This is a genomic window from Thiomicrospira sp. WB1 (genome assembly GCF_001507535.1).
Taxonomy (GTDB): Bacteria; Pseudomonadota; Gammaproteobacteria; order Thiomicrospirales; family Thiomicrospiraceae; genus Hydrogenovibrio.
In genome coordinates this window covers 188,804-204,119 of the sequence record NZ_LQBN01000003.1, presented here as the reverse complement: position 1 = coordinate 204,119, position 15,316 = coordinate 188,804, and the positions used below count along the sequence as shown (strand labels likewise).

Here is a 15,316-nt window from a genome sequence, read left to right as displayed (position 1 = left end):
TTCGTTTATGTCACTGGATGCTCTGGCCCAAACGTTCAAAGCCCTTTCCGAACCGCTTCGACTGCGCATTGTGCATCTGCTGATGCAACGCAACAGTCTGTGCGTGTGTGACCTGATGAGCATTCTGGACCAGGGGCAGAGCACCATCTCCCGTCACCTGAATTACCTGAAACAGGCCGGACTGGTTCATCACTGGCGCGAAGGCACCTGGATGCATTATGCGTTGGTTCCTGAGGCGCTGGTTCCGCTGCAGGCCGGGGCATTGCAGCAGTGTTTGCAGCAACTGCCAGAACTGGCAGCGGATCAAGAAGCACTGGCCGCGTACGAATCAACGCCCCGTCAGTGCGGTCGAACTGCTTCCGCTTAAGCGCACAAGACTTTTATCAAAAAAAATCGTATAATAGATCGCTTATATTTTTTGAATTGCAGGGCAAACTCTCATGGAAAATCGCGTCTTTGATGTGGTCATCGTGGGCGGCGGCGTCACCGGCACCGCGCTCGCTTACACTCTGGCCAAATACACCAACATCAAATCGACCGCCATTCTGGAAAAGTATGGTTCGCTGGCGCCGCTGAACTCCAATGCGCGCAGCAACAGCCAGACGTTGCACTGCGGTGACATCGAAACCAACTACACCCTGGAGAAAGCCAAGTCAGTCAAGCACACCGCTAACATGCTGGTACGCTACGCTGAACAGACCGGGCGCAATGATTTTCTCTACAAGTACCCCAAAATGATTCTGGCCGTGGGCGAAGACGAATGCGAACGGCTGGAAAAGCGCCACCAGGAATTTGCCGAAGCGTTTCCTTACATGGAGCTCTGGGACGCCGATAAAATCGCCGAAGTCGAACCCAATGTGGCCTATAAAGACGGCCAAATGCGCCCTGAAAAAATCCTGGCCAGTGGCTGCACCGATGAATATTCCGCGGTCAACTACGGCACGCTGTGCAAATCGTTCATCGACTCGGCCCGCAAAACCGGCAAGGACCTGCGCGTCTCGTTGAGCTCCAAAGTGGATCGCATCCTGAAATTTGACGACCACTACGAACTCCAGACCGCGCATGGCACCTACATGGCCAAATTCGTGGTCGTTGCCGCCGGCGCGCACAGTTTGCTGCTGGCCCACCAGATGGGGCACGGCCTGAATCTTTCCACCCTGCCCATGGCCGGCAGCTTCTACTTTGCCCCACAGATGCTCAACGGCAAAGTCTACACCATGCAGAACGACAAACTGCCCTTTGCCGCCCTGCACGGAGACCCGGACCTGACCGAGCCCGGCAAAACCCGCCTGGGGCCGACGGCCTTGGCGCTGCCCAAACTGGAGCGCTACACCGGTGGTACCTACCTGGATTTCTGGCGCACCCTCAAGCTCGACCGTCGTGTGCTGAAAGTATTCTGGGACCTGATGAAAGACGGTACCATCCGCAATTACATTTTGCGTAACATGCTGTTTGAAATCCCCTGGCTCAATAAAAAACTCTTTGTCAAAGACGCCCGCAAAATTCTGCCCGGCCTGACCACCGATGAACTGACCTATGCCCAAGGCTATGGTGGCGTGCGCCCTCAGGTCATTGACAAAACCGAACGCAAACTGAAACTGGGCGAAGCCAGCATTGTGCCGGAAAACGACAATGTGATCTTCAATATGACCCCGTCGCCCGGCGCGACCACCTGCCTGGGCAATGCCTACCGCGACGCACAGATCATCTGTGAGCGTCTGGGCATGGAACTCAAGCGGGACGAGTTGATCCGTGATCTGCTTGATGGCGAAGACCTGTCCTAATCAGACCAACAATCAATAACCATTCAATTCAGTCAGAAATCACGCCCGCCCCATGCGGGTGTGCTAAAATGCGACCTTACTCTACGGTGAGAAGAACGCACCGCGTTTGACACCCAAGCTCACACAGTCCCTTTGAAAGAACCAAAGGCACTCAAAAAGTCGAAGGAAATTGCATGACCAAGCACATGCCCGATATCGCCTGCCAACCCCACAAAAACCCGCAAGGCAAACTCAACTGGGTTGGAATGAGTGGCATCGAATTGCCCATCCAGATCCGCCAGACCCAGGATCAGACCCTCACCGTCTCCTCTCAGGTGCAGGCCTACGTCAGCCTGGAAGACCCTTTGAGCAAAGGGATTCACATGTCCCGCCTGTATCTGATCCTGGATGAGCAGGGGGCACAGGAACCTTTATCGCCCAAACGTCTGCAACATTTGCTGGAAAGATTCATCGAATCACACGAAGGCTTGAGCCGGAATGCATTCCTGGAATTTCGCTTTGACTATTACGAGCGTCGGCGCTCACTCAAATCCGATAACGCCGGTTGGAAGCATTACCCCTGCACGCTTCGCGGCGAGATGCGCCAGGGCCAGTTTGAGTGCGAAGTCAGCCTCACCGTGCCCTACTCCTCCACCTGCCCCTGTTCGGCTGCGCTGTCTCGTCAGTTGATTCAGGAAGCGTTTGAAAAGCAGTTTCAAGCAGGTGAGCTCGATTTTGATTCGGTCTACAATTGGCTGGGCACACCGGAAGGCATCAATGCCACCCCTCACAGCCAACGCTCATACGCGCAGGTCAAACTCAAAGTCAGTGCCGAGCATACCCTCAGTCTGTCCGAGGTCATCAACCAGATCGAAGACAGCCTGAAAACCCCGGTCCAATCCACGGTGAAACGTGCCGACGAACAGGAATTTGCCCGGCTAAACGCCAGCAACCTGATGTTCTGCGAAGACGCCGCGCGCCGTCTGCAAAAAACCCTGGACAGTCAAAGCGAATACGAGGACTTCTGGGTACGGGTCAATCATCTGGAAAGCCTGCACCCGCATGACGCCGTTGCCATTGTCACCAAAGGCATCGAAAACGGCTACTCAGACGAACCCAACTTCATGGATCGTTTCGAATACTGATCGGTTCTAAACCGCCCAGTTTCACTGCCGGAAATTGCAATGCCTTTTGCAATTTCCAACAGCTCATCCTGCAACCATTCCGATCCTTTATTTTTTTTCACTGATTTTTCAGTGACTTGAAAGGCAATGTCTTTGGCACATATCTTCCTAAGCCTCCATGAGGATTAAGGAAACCGCGTTTTTTGCAGCAACGAAAAACGCCAATCAAAAGGATACGCCATGAAAACATGCTTCAAAGGGTTTTTTACGCTGGTATTAATCGCATTCAGTCTCCAGGCCCACGCCCAGGGACGGGATTTTCTGGTCAATTCTGATTGGCTGGCCCAAAACATGGACGACGTTAAGGTCCTGGAAGTACGGTATCATCCACACCGCTATCTGACGGTCGGTCACATCCCCGGTGCGATACAGGTCAAACGCTTTTTGGACCTGGGTGACAACCAATCCAATCCATTGATGCGCCTTCCGCCCAAGGCACAGTTTCAGAAAACCCTTCGTCAGTGGGGCATTGAATATGACGACACCATCGTCATTTATGACGATTCGGCCACCGCACTGGCTTCCCGAGTGTATTTTCTGTTGGATTATTACGGCTTTGACATGAACAATGTGAAATTGCTGGATGGCGGTATTCGTGAATGGAGCGTGTTTGAAGAAACCACCCAAACCGCGACTCAAACGACGCCCAGTCAAATCGTCCTCAACGACCCCGACCCAAGGCTGTCCGTGGAGTGGACGGCCATCTACAACGACGTGGTCAGTCAGCGTCAAGATAACGTGACCTTACTGGATGCACGACCGACCGATATGTACACCGGAGAGGTCATCAAACACTCCATAATGGGCGGACACATTCCAGGTGCCGTCAATGTGGTCAGCCTGAATGGCATTACCGGCCAGAACTGGAAATCGAGCGATGAACTGGCAGCGATGTATGCCGACATCCCCAAGAACGACACGGTGTATGTGTATTGTCACGATGGGTTTCGCATGAGTCTCGCTTACATGCAACTTAAAAGCCTTGGCTATGACGATGTTCGCCTTTACAACGGTGGTTGGTCCCATTGGGGCAATTCTCTAACGCTCCCCGTTATTGATGGCAAAACCCCCTATTCCGGTGATTTCAACCTCTAAATTGACCAATCATGCCTGACCATACGGTCAGGCATTTTTGCACGTTTATGACACAGTTTTTGCTTGATCTCCTAGAACGGATCGGTATATACTTATATCCGCATAAGCGGATACACTATAAACAAGGAACACATATGAAGTCAGTCTTACTCCTCCTCTTCACACTGAGCTTGAGCGTTCAAGCCTGGGCAGGCCAGGGCAAGGATCTGTTTGCCGCTGAAAAAGTCACCGACGGCGTTTACGCCTATGTGGGGCCGATTGATGACCGTTCGCCCGAAAATCTGGGGCTGAACAACAACATCGGTTTTATCGATACCTCTGAGGGTTGGGTGTTGGTGGATTCCGGCGGCGGAGACGCTGCCGCCAGAAAAATCGAGGCCATGGCCAAAGCGATCAAGGACCAGCCCATTACCGCCGTGATCAACATTGGCTCACAGGACCACCGCTGGCTGGGTAATGACTACTTTGCTCGCCAGGGCGCGACCATTTACGCTTTCGAAGGCACCGTCAAAACGCAAAAGCGCATGTATGACAATGTCACGAACCGCATGTTTTCAGCGGTTCCAGCCAACAAAGGTGCCAAGCAGAAAACCGCAGACAAAGTGTTGCAAGGGAACAAAAATACCCTGACCATTGGCGGTGTGGCAATGCGGCTGAATTTCTATGGGGATGCCCATTTCCCGGGCGATGCAGTCTTGTGGCTGCCGGACCAAAAAGTGCTGTTCACTGGCGACATTGTCTATCTGGACAGAATGCTGGGCGTTCACCCCTGGTCTGACCCCATGGCCTGGCATGAAGCCTATCAAGCCATGCGCAACCTGCCAGCGTCCTATATTGTACCGGGGCACGGGCAAGTGGCCGAAGGCTGGGATCGAGTGGACCGTGATACGGGCAATTACCTGAAAAAGCTGACGCAAACCATGTACGACGCCGCCGATGCCTTTATGGGTGTGGGGGCCGCCGTCAGTGACAACAAGGACTGGCCGGAATTCCAGCACCTGAAACATTACGATTCCTGGCATTCGACTAATTTGAACCGAACTTACCTGAAGCTAGAATCAAGCATGTAAAACCATCCGATCCGCTGATTGAATCCAAAAAAAGCCTATCTAAGGCTTTTTTTGTTTCTGCCTGATGCCAAGTTAACCACCTGCAAACATCATCACCAGGCCTGGTCAAAATCAGGTTTGACAGACGTCTAAGATTGATAGGTTTGCAGCTTTCGATACAAAGTGGACGCATCGATCCCCAGTTTGTCCGCTGCCAGACGCTTATTACCTTCGCAAACGCCCAGTACATGCTCAATCCAGAAACGCTCCATGTCCGCCAGCGTGGCGTCTTCTGGCAAAGCCTGTTCACCGGATTCGGTCAACAACTGTGGCACCTGAATGCTCAACAGCTCCTTGGGCAGATGGTGCATTTCAATTTCCGAGCCCTTGGCCAGCACCACCGCGCGCTGAACGATGTTTTCCAACTCCCGGATATTACCTGGCCAGTGATAACGTTTGAGCGCTTCAACCACCCGAGGTGACAACTCCCGCACCGATTTGCCGAATTTTTGGGCATACTGATGCACAAACGCACGCGCCAGCGCTTCAATGTCGGCCTCACGGTGGCGCAAGGCGGGCAATTCCACCGGAAACACATGAATACGATAATACAGATCCGAACGGAATTGACCTTTTTCCACCAGCGCCTTCAGCGACTGGTTGCTCGCGAACAATAAGCGGACATCCACCTGAATCGCACTTTGGCCGCCGACCCGTACCAACGTCTGATCCTGTAGAAAATGCAACAGCTTGGCCTGAACATCCGGTTGAGTCGAGTTGATTTCATCCAATAACAGGGTGCCGCCATGGGCCAGTTCAAGCAGTCCGGCTTTACGCTGGGTTGCACCGGTAAAGGCCCCCTTTTCATAGCCAAACAATTCCGATTCGATCAGGTTTTCAGGCACCGCCGCACAGTTGAGCGAAAAGAACGGGCCCTGTGCACGGTGACTGATCTGATGAATCTGACGGGCCAGCACCCCCTTACCTACCCCGGTTTCTCCGTTGATCAACACCGGCACGTCCAACGGCGCGGCCTGTACCACTTCCGCCAACACCGCCTGCATGGTTTTGGACTGGGATTCCACCGGTACAGATTCAGCTTCTAATTGGGTCAGACGGGTTTCCATTTGTTGAAGCTTAAATCTCTGTGACAATTGCTCCTGCACCCGTTCAAGTAAATTGGCTACCTGACGGGTTTCAAAGGGCTTGGTGATGAGATCATAGAGCCCGAGTTTAAACCCTTCAATCGCGTCTTCCATGGACGCGTAGCCGGTAATCATGACCACCAGCACGTCTTCGTTCAGGGTTTTGACCTGATCCAGAAGCGTCAGACCTGATCCATCCGGCAGTCGCAGATCGGTCAGCAAAACCTCGGGCATAAAGCACTGACACTCTTTGAAGCCGTCTTGGGCAGTCAAGCTCACCCGGGTATCAAACCCGGCGGCTCTGGCCAGTTCACCCAGCAGCTCCGCCATATCCTCATCGTCTTCAATGATCAGCAGATTCAGTGTTTTCATAAGCGTTCAGTTCAATCCGAAATTGGGTGCCTTCGGTCACGCTCTCACCCAGCGTGATCCGGGCCTGCATTTTTTCCAGTAAAGTGCGGGTCAGATACAACCCCAGACCGGTCCCGGCATTGTCGTTGCGAAAGCTGCCGGCTTCTTTGGTGGTGAAAAAGGGTTCAAACACCTGCTCACGCTTTTCGGCCTCGATGCCTTTGCCGTTATCACAGACCCACAAATACCAGGCCTGGTGATTTTTTGCTGGCGACAGAGAGAGTGTCACCCGGCTGGCACCGGCCTCGGCACTGTTGCTGATCAGATTATACAGTACCTGCTCCAGCGCGGAAGGATCGCCCTTGACCCAGGCGGTTGCCTCGGCGTCAAACACAATCTCCACCGGCGCATCGCGTTTGAGCACCGGTCGAATCATCGCCAGAATGCCGTCGATCAATTGATTCAGATTCACAGCCTGCGCCACCACCCTGGGTTCCCGCGCCGCCGAAAGCAAATCCTTGACCGAAGCGGCGCATTGTTTGGCCTGCTTTTCGATGGTCTGCAAACGCTTTTGCATCGCATCGTCCTGGGTTTGCTGAGTCGCCATCTGGGCATAGCCGATGATGTTGGCCAGCGGGGTATTCAGATTATGCGCTAGACCGGCCGCCAATTGCCCGATCGCAACCATGCGCTGGTTCTGACACAGATTCTGCGTCGCTTTCTGCCTGAATTGGTGCGCCTCCTGCAACGAATCAATGTGGTTCTGCAATGCCACCTGCAAATCAAAAATAGCGTAGTTAAGCACCTGCAGCTCCTGAGGCAAATTCTGCCGAACGGGTACGGGCTGTTGAAACAGCGCGGGCATGTCATTCAGTCGTTCAGACAGCTCCCGCACAGGTGCCAGCAGATGCCGATCCAGCAACCGACGCACAATCAGAAACACCAGCATCAGCAACAAGGCGAACAGGATCATTCCGATCACGAATAACTGCAAAAACGTGGTCCGAATCGATTGGCGGGAAAACCCCAGGGTGACCTGACCCAAAGACTGCCCGAAAAACGCCATTGGCGCGGTGTATTGCAAATGAGTTTTAAAAGCGTCATACCCTGGCTGATGTGACGATTGCGCCTCACTCAAGATTTCACCCTTTGCGTTGACGACCTGAATATGACGCAAATCCGGGGTCTGTGCCAGCAGATCACTGGTAATTCGGTCAATCACACTGTACTCCTGCAACATCACCGCATCCTTGGCCACGGTCGCAACCTGCGAGGCAAGCGCTTTGGCTTTCTGCTCCATCGCCTGTTCCAGCGTGTGGGAGATAAACGCATACCCGGCCAGGCTCAGTGCCAGCATCATCCCCACCAGCGCCGAAGCCAGATACAGATTCAACCGCCCGGCCAGCGTTCTGGGACGAAAGCGCTCAACCCCCTCTCTTCCATGGCGTAAAAAGTTTGGGAACCCGGTTTTTTCAGTGGCCACTGCCATGTTGTCTTCCCCTTATCCGTCAGTCAGTCGGCGTATTCCAAAGCGCACTCAAAAGCAAGCGAACTTTAGAATAGACCTCAACAGGGATTCGGTCAAAAAAAAAAAGCCAGTGCAAGACTGGCTTTCAAAGTTTACAACGATATAGAGAACGAATACATGTCAGCGCCGCTCACAACAACGGCGCTTTGAGTCAAACTTTCGGATTAATAACCAAATTTGGCGTCAATCCCCACGGTGAACGCCATGGCTTCAGCATCACCTCGTTCATATTGATTCCAGCCTGCAATCAATGCTGACTTATCCGTCAACTTATACTTGGCACCTAGCGCATAATGTAGAGAGTCATCATCCTGACTGTAGGCATTGTCATCACTCGCCTTGTTCGTGCCAATACTGGCAGTCAACAAACCATATTTACCGACTTTCTGCGTAACCACAGCAAACATGTTCTCCCCCAGATTGAGGTCAGTGACATCTTCATACATCCCCGCAATAGAGGTACCGGTTGACTTGAATTTATAACGTGCAGACACTTTGTTTGCAGTGCCGTTTTTAGCCTTGCCATTATTGACACCCGCTCCGCCTGTCACACCCAGGTCATTTTCACTGTCTATGGTAAGCGTATCTGCTGTGAGACGAAGCCCGCCATTAAAATACTTCACACCAAAACCATGCGCGCTACCACCTGCCATATCCTTCAATTTGCCGGAATTATGCAGACTGTCCATGTTTTCATCAGCCAAAACCGAGTAGTGCGCATTCACCTGAAAGCCATTCATCTTAGGCGAGGTGTAATCCACGGCATAGTTAAAGTAGTTGGAGTTCAGGTTGGATGCGCCCTGCTGGCCTTTGTCACGCGCTTGTAGAATGTGATCCGTCCAGGGATCGATCTTGGTATAGCTGGACTTATACCCCACGGTAAAACGCCCCATTCGCACTCGCCCCAGATCTTTGTGTTTTAGGCCTGCATAGGCATCACGCATGTACAATGCACCATCGCCAGTATCGCCTTCACCAGCGCCATCCGAGTTATTGCCAACAGCCGTGTACTGAACATCCGCCTTATAAATCAGCTTTGTGTTTTCAAGCGTGGTGTCAAGCGAGCCGGAAAACCCAAAACGCGAGGCATTACTGCTGAGTTCTGTGCCCTGCATACGCCCCAAAACATTATTCTTTCCTGCCAGAGGGGTGATATCGACCATATCGGCAGACACATTGATTTGACCGTGAACAGACAGTTTGTCTTCGGCCATCACAGGGTTCATTGCCAGGCCACAAGCAAGTGCTACGGGGGTCAGTTTTGCAAAGGTGTGTTTCATAAGGTTTCCTCTTATCCTCTTTGTTTTCGTTTCGCGGTCACGCTGAGCGCACCACAAGACCAACCACAGAGAGGAATAAACGTGCCAAACCCTAAGATATTGTTTTAAAAGGTATTTAGAAAAAACCTGCTCTTGCAGACTGCGAACGCCTTGCAATCTGCAATGCATTTCAGAACTTTATGATATAAGTGTTTTTAACCATTTTAGTACTGGATTTTATCCACGCTTGGCCAGAAAGCACTAAAATGATCCTCTTTTATGGCAGGAGAGAAGGTGTGCGCCCAATCAAGCGAATGCTACTGGCCGGTCTGTTTGGCTGGATAGTGCTCAGCGGCTGCGAGCGTCCCGACCAGCCGGACAAGGTGGTCGAATCAAATCAAGTTGATCCGCTGATACTGGCGGTCCAACCGTATGATCTGCCCTCCAGTGTGCAGCAGCATTTTGCCCCTCTGCAAGACTATCTTTCCGACGTCCTTAAACGCCCGGTCAAGCTCTATATCGCGACCAGCTATGAAGACCAGATTCAAAAAGTGCTCAGCAACAAAGCCGATCTGGTCTATATGGGACCGACCATTTACGTCAAAACCCAAAAAATTCAAAAACGGGCCCAGCGACCACTCAAGCCGATTGTCACCGAACCGCCCTATCGCGGGGTGGTGGTGGTGCATGAACAGTCGGACATTCAAACGATGTCACAATTGCGGCACAAACGTCTGGCCTTGGGAGCCTACTTTTCCTACGCTGGGCATTTTGCTGCTCGAGAAGCATTAAACCAAGCTGGCATGCAATTAGCGGATTTATCTCTGTATAGTTTTCTACAACGCCATCATCGTGCGGTCATGTCGGTGGTCTATCGCCATTTTGATGCGGCGGCGACCACAGAAGGCATCGCCCGGCGCATGATTTCACAGGGGCATCCGTTAAGAATCATTCACAGCACAAAACCCCTTGCGCCCATTGTGTTAGCAGCCAACCACCATTTGCCGGATGCATTGACGGAAAGGCTACAAATTGCCCTGCTCAACCCGACCTTTGAACAGGAATTAACGCTGTCTTTATTCAGCCCCCAAGGCTACCGACCCTATCAAGGGCAACATTACCGTGAAGTCGAGCGCACTATGACTCACTTTGAACGCTGAGACTTCGCTTAAACACTTTCTTTTAAACGCCCTCCATCGGCAACGCCGTTTTTTCCACGACCTTGCGCAGGACAAAACTGGTGTGCACCCCGCTGACCCCGGGAATCTGGGTAATGTGTTCCAGTAGCAGCGTTTGATAGGCTTCCAGGTCCGCGACAACCACTTTCAGCTGATAATCGGCGTTCTGGCCGGTGACCAGCAAACACTCCACCACCTGCGGTAAGGCTTTGACGGCCTGCTCAAACCCATCGAAGCGTTCCGGTGTGTGCCGATCCATGGCAATGTGAATCAGGGCCATTAAATCCAACCCCAGCCGCTTGGCATCCAGCAAGGTGCGATACCCCAAAATCAGACCGGAGGTTTCCAGCGCCTTGAAACGCCGCAGGCACGCTGACGGCGACAAACCAATCTGATCGGCCAGCTCCTGATTGCTCAGGCGTGCATTGATTTGCAACGCACTCAACAGAGCACGGTCATAGCGGTCCAACTGAATGGGATCAGCTTCTTTTTTTGCAGACACAACACCTCTTCCTTTATTTTTAAGCAGGTTATTTTAATAAATAGCTAATAAAAGCAATATTCAACCACAAAAACCACCAGGCCTGGTGGTTTTTGCAATCGGATTGCGCCCACAAACCGCTACACTGTGCCTAATTCAAACCGAGCTGAACAGCCTTTGAGGTAAGCCATGATGAACCCGAGCAAATACCGTCCCACGGCCACGCCCGATTTACCCGATCGCCAGTGGCCGAATCAGCGCTTAACCCGAGCGCCGATCTGGGCCAGTGTTGATTTGCGCGATGGCAATCAGGCCTTGGCCACCCCGATGAGTGTGGACCAGAAACTGCAGTTATGGCAAGTGCTGGTCGACATGGGCTTTAAAACCATTGAAATCGGATTTCCCTCGGCCAGTCAGCCCGAGTTTGAATTCACCCGTCGTCTGATTGATGACGGCCTGATTCCTGATGATGTGAACGTACAAGTGCTGGTGCAGGCACGCGAACACCTCATCCAAAAAACCTTCGAAGCGTTGCGAGGGGTCAAACGAGCCGTGGTGCATGTGTACAACACCACGTCCACGGTGCAGCGTGAACGGGTGTTTGAAAAATCTCAACAGGAAATTCTGGACATGGCGGTTCAGGGCGCGGAATGGGTCAAGCACTATGGTGCACTGTACCCCGATACCGACTGGACGTTCCAGTATTCACCCGAAAGCTTTTCACAGACCGAAACCGATTATGCGCTTGAGGTCTGCACCGCCGTGATGGCCGTGTGGCAACCCACGCCCGAGCAACGCTGCATTCTCAATTTGCCGGCCACGGTGGAGAGCACCTCGCCCAACCGTTTTGCCGATCAGATCGAATATTTTATCCGTCATCTGCCCAACCGTGAGAGCGCGATTATTTCCGTGCACACTCACAATGATCGCGGCTGCGCCGTGGCAGCGGCCGAACTGGCGATACTGGCCGGGGCCGACCGGGTCGAAGGCACCTTGCTCGGCAATGGTGAACGCACCGGCAATATGGACATCGTCACCCTGGCCATGAACCTCTACAGCGAGGGCATTGACCCCGAGCTGGATCTGTCGCGTCCGGACGATTGGGTCCCGGTGCTCGAAGACGTCACCAAAATCCCCACCCATCTGCGCCATCCCTGGGTGGGTGAGGCGGTGTATACGGCCTACTCCGGCAGCCATCAGGATGCGATTCGCAAATGCCTGCTACACCAGCAGCTGGATGAACCCTGGCAGGTGGCGTATCTGCCAATCGACCCTCAGGACCTGGGACGTGACTACGAAGCCATCATTCGCGTCAACAGCCAATCGGGAAAAGCCGGCGCCGCATTTCTGTTAACGCAGCACTATGGTCTCAATCTGCCCAAATGGGTGCAGCAGGATTTTGCGCCCGTGGCACAACAGCTGGCCGAGTCCGGAGGCGGCGTGGTTTCACACGCGCAACTGCATCAGGCGTTTGAACGCCATTACCAACTTGTCCCGTCCGAGCCCATCAATGAGCGCCTGGATTACCAGATTGAACGCGAAGCCACCAGCGACTCGTTGCGAGTGCGCTGGAAAGGCCGTGATTTCAAAGGGCAGGGAGAGGGAACGCTCAGTGCTCTGTGTGAGGCCTGGCAAGCCACCACGGGCCAGGCGATCGACATCATCGACTACCACGAACATGCGCTTCACAGCACGGATTCCCCGCTGGCCGGCAAACGGGCGCAGGCCATCGCCTATGTTTATGTTCAGGTCAACCAGGAGAACCGCATCGGCATTGCCACTGCCGAAGACACGGTCAGTGCCATGATCGCCGCCACATTAAAAGCGGTCGACGCCAGCACCGATTAACCCGCCCATCCGCAAAAAAAACGCCGCGCCGGAAACCCGGCACGGCGCTTATGAACGCTTGGCCTAGTAAGAAGCCGCGACACTAAAAGCTGTCGAAATCACCACCGGTCATCTCACGATAGATTCGACGGGCGTTGTTTTTGGCCGCCTGATCAAACACAGGCCGATCTTCGTACATGGACTGATCGATCTGCTCGGCATCGTCCTCGTTGCCTCCCTGATCAATCACTTTTTTGACCTGATTGCGCAGGTAGACAAAATAATCCAGTGTCTGTGTGGTCACGGTTTCCATATCTGTCGGCGTACCATGCCCCGGAATCACATGCGCATCGCCCGGAATTTCATCCAGCATCCGCTTAAAGGACGTGACCCAATCAGCACTGTTGGTATAGGGGAACATCACCGGCATACGCTCGTTAAAGCCCAGATCCCCGGTCAGCAACACCTTGCGCGAAGGCACGTAAGCGCTGGTGGAAGCCGGTGTATGACCGGGACCGAAGTCAATCAGCTCAACCGTTTCGCCCCCGCCCACATCAATGCTCAAACGGCTTTCAAACGTCGTAAATTGACCACTGACATTACGCGACGGTTCGGTGATCGCGGTGCCAACCCGCATCGCCCACTCGGCTTTGATCGCATTAAAGGCCTGGTCAAACTGAAAATTGGCCATGTCACTGGAATAGAGATTTTTCACACCCACATCCACCCAGTAGCTGGCCCCTAAGTACGCATGCCCCTGGTTGTTTTCCACCGCCACCCATTTGACCGGCTTCGACGTGATGCGCTGAATCTGTCGGTGCACACTGTAGGCAATCGCGGTGTTGGCACCGGCATTGAATACAAACACGCCATCGTCAAACACAATGAATGAAATGTTGTTGTTCAAACCGAAATTGGAAGGGTTGTGCCAGATTTGGGAACCGACGATGGTATAGACGCCATCGGTGACCTGAACCGCCTGAGGCAACGGCAGTTCCGGCCCGATGTACCCCGCCTTTTTGAGCGTGGTTTTGACATCCTGAGCATACCCCTGAGTCGCTGGCGCAAGGTGGGAGCTACCGTGCGATTTCAACTCATTGGCGTAGGCTTTAAAGCCCTGCACATAAGGATCTTCAGCGGCGGACACTTGCATGGAACTGGCCATCATGGCCGCCACCAGCGCTCCCATTCGCATTGTCTGTTTCATCGATGCCTCCGTGTTTGATACGAGTTTTTACAAACCAATCCTAACATGGAACAACCGCGGATTAAGGCAGGTTGTTTTTGTGCATCACTCAAACTTTTTTATACAATTCATCAAATGAATCAATGCCCGCGTTCAGGTTCGATCCAGCCAGTCGCCACTTTTGTGCTCGTACACGTCAAACACCGTGATCGCCATCGCCGCGATCACTGGCCCGAAAAACAACCCGATCATCCCAAAATGGATTAGCCCGGCAAAGGTAGACAGCACCGTAATCAAGGTATGATTGGCCACCGCCAGGTCATCCGCATCCCCGCCGATCGATCGGGCAATTTTTTGAATCAACAAAGGACGGGCCAGATTATCAATTAAAAAGCCGTTGACGAACGCCCCCACAAACACCACCAGCCCGGCGCTGACATACGCTCCCTGTGCCGCCAGGATGATCGTCAGCGGAATCCAGACCAGGGCTGCGCCCACAATAGGGATAAACGAGGTGATGGCAATGGCCGTCCCGATAAACAGTCCCGGCAAGCCTAAAGACCAGGCCAAAATCGCGAACACCACCCCCTGCATCAACGCAATGCCCAGCACCGACAGCAACAGAATGGTCGATAAGTTGGAAAAGCGGTTCATGATCATGTGATCATAATAATTTTCCAGGGGCGAGAGCACTTTCAAGTGATGCGCAATCTTGTCGCCATCCCGATAGAAAAAATACAGCGCAAACACCGCCAACAGCAAAAACGTCAAAAACGAGGTGGTACTGCCAAACACCCCCTGTACCAGAAACACCGCGGTATTCTTGGCAAACGCAATGATGCTGTCGGCATTTTGTTCCAACTGTTGCGCCACTTGCATTTGCGTGCTTTCAGGAAATGGCAGTGCTTCAATCAGGTTTTTAGACATTCGGGCAAAGCTTTCCGCATTTTGCTCAGCCAACCAGGTCTGTGCCTGACCGAAAATCTGACCAACCTGCAACCCGACTTCGAACAGGAGATACGTCACCGGTGCAATGACCACACCAAACACTAACGCGCTCATCAACCCGGCGGCCACGTCCTTGCGCCCCTTCACACGCCCCAAGAGTTTGTGATAATAAACATAGGTCGCCGTGGCCAGAATCACTGCAAAGAACAGCGCTTCGAGAAACGGACCAAACAGCCAGAATAAACCGACAACGGCCACCAGCAGCAGCAGCATTAAAAAACCATCTTCATAAGGGGCATTCGATCGCATAAGGCTAACTCTG

Annotated in this window: 13 protein-coding genes; 7 read left to right on the top strand and 6 right to left on the bottom strand. The window is 53.0% G+C overall.

Annotated features, from left to right (window positions below; genetic code table 11):
• Positions 1 to 7 precede the first annotated feature (7 nt).
• From AVO41_RS08020 to AVO41_RS08000, 5 genes are all read left to right on the top strand, one after another.
• On the top strand, positions 8 to 367 hold the full coding sequence (locus tag AVO41_RS08020) for a helix-turn-helix transcriptional regulator (RefSeq protein ID WP_068585352.1): 360 nt from the start codon (positions 8 to 10) through the stop codon (positions 365 to 367).
• 73 nt (positions 368 to 440) lie between these two features.
• Positions 441 to 1,784 (top strand): FAD-dependent oxidoreductase, encoded by a 1,344-nt coding sequence (locus tag AVO41_RS08015; RefSeq protein WP_068585348.1) that lies wholly within the window; start codon positions 441 to 443, stop codon positions 1,782 to 1,784.
• A gap of 173 nt (positions 1,785 to 1,957) precedes the next feature.
• Positions 1,958 to 2,908: a GTP cyclohydrolase FolE2 gene (folE2, locus tag AVO41_RS08010; RefSeq protein ID WP_068585345.1), complete on the top strand. Its 951-nt coding sequence runs from the start codon at positions 1,958 to 1,960 to the stop codon at positions 2,906 to 2,908.
• Between the two features lie 219 nt (positions 2,909 to 3,127).
• A complete protein-coding gene (locus AVO41_RS08005) occupies positions 3,128 to 4,042 on the top strand; it encodes a sulfurtransferase (protein WP_068585342.1) in 915 nt (304 codons plus the stop codon).
• 134 nt (positions 4,043 to 4,176) lie between these two features.
• Positions 4,177 to 5,112 (top strand): MBL fold metallo-hydrolase, encoded by a 936-nt coding sequence (locus AVO41_RS08000; RefSeq protein WP_235584703.1) that lies wholly within the window; start codon positions 4,177 to 4,179, stop codon positions 5,110 to 5,112.
• Between the two features lie 128 nt (positions 5,113 to 5,240).
• Here AVO41_RS08000 and AVO41_RS07995 read toward each other — a convergent pair whose 3' ends face one another.
• From AVO41_RS07995 to AVO41_RS07985, 3 genes are all read right to left on the bottom strand, one after another.
• Positions 5,241 to 6,608: a sigma-54 dependent transcriptional regulator gene (locus tag AVO41_RS07995; protein WP_068585341.1), complete on the bottom strand. Its 1,368-nt coding sequence runs from the start codon at positions 6,606 to 6,608 to the stop codon at positions 5,241 to 5,243.
• On the bottom strand, positions 6,580 to 8,076 hold the full coding sequence (locus AVO41_RS07990) for a sensor histidine kinase (protein ID WP_068585338.1): 1,497 nt from the start codon (positions 8,074 to 8,076) through the stop codon (positions 6,580 to 6,582). The genes AVO41_RS07995 and AVO41_RS07990 overlap by 29 nt, the downstream gene beginning before the upstream one ends.
• A 203-nt stretch (positions 8,077 to 8,279) precedes the next feature.
• Entirely contained in the window at positions 8,280 to 9,395 is a 1,116-nt protein-coding gene (locus AVO41_RS07985) for a porin (protein ID WP_068585335.1), read from the bottom strand.
• Positions 9,396 to 9,670: 275 nt separating this feature from the next.
• On the opposite strand from AVO41_RS07985, the gene AVO41_RS07980 reads away from it, so the two are divergent.
• Complete coding sequence (locus tag AVO41_RS07980) at positions 9,671 to 10,534, top strand: PhnD/SsuA/transferrin family substrate-binding protein (protein WP_160326790.1); 864 nt, start codon at positions 9,671 to 9,673, stop codon at positions 10,532 to 10,534.
• Positions 10,535 to 10,556: 22 nt separating this feature from the next.
• On the opposite strand, the gene AVO41_RS07975 is transcribed toward AVO41_RS07980, so the two are convergent.
• The gene (locus AVO41_RS07975) at positions 10,557 to 11,027 is read right to left on the bottom strand and encodes an Lrp/AsnC family transcriptional regulator (RefSeq protein WP_068586042.1); all 471 of its coding nucleotides are present in this window, start codon (positions 11,025 to 11,027) and stop codon (positions 10,557 to 10,559) included.
• A gap of 195 nt (positions 11,028 to 11,222) precedes the next feature.
• Here AVO41_RS07975 and AVO41_RS07970 point away from each other — a divergent pair, with 195 nt between their 5' ends.
• A complete protein-coding gene (locus AVO41_RS07970) occupies positions 11,223 to 12,881 on the top strand; it encodes a 2-isopropylmalate synthase (RefSeq protein WP_082676651.1) in 1,659 nt (552 codons plus the stop codon).
• Between the two features lie 82 nt (positions 12,882 to 12,963).
• On the opposite strand, the gene AVO41_RS07965 is transcribed toward AVO41_RS07970, so the two are convergent.
• Positions 12,964 to 14,067 (bottom strand): MBL fold metallo-hydrolase, encoded by a 1,104-nt coding sequence (locus AVO41_RS07965; protein WP_068585330.1) that lies wholly within the window; start codon positions 14,065 to 14,067, stop codon positions 12,964 to 12,966.
• Between the two features lie 132 nt (positions 14,068 to 14,199).
• Positions 14,200 to 15,303 carry an AI-2E family transporter gene (locus AVO41_RS07960; RefSeq protein ID WP_068585327.1) on the bottom strand — a complete coding sequence of 368 codons (1,104 nt, stop codon included), beginning with the start codon at positions 15,301 to 15,303 and terminating at the stop codon, positions 14,200 to 14,202.
• Positions 15,304 to 15,316: the final 13 nt, after the last annotated feature.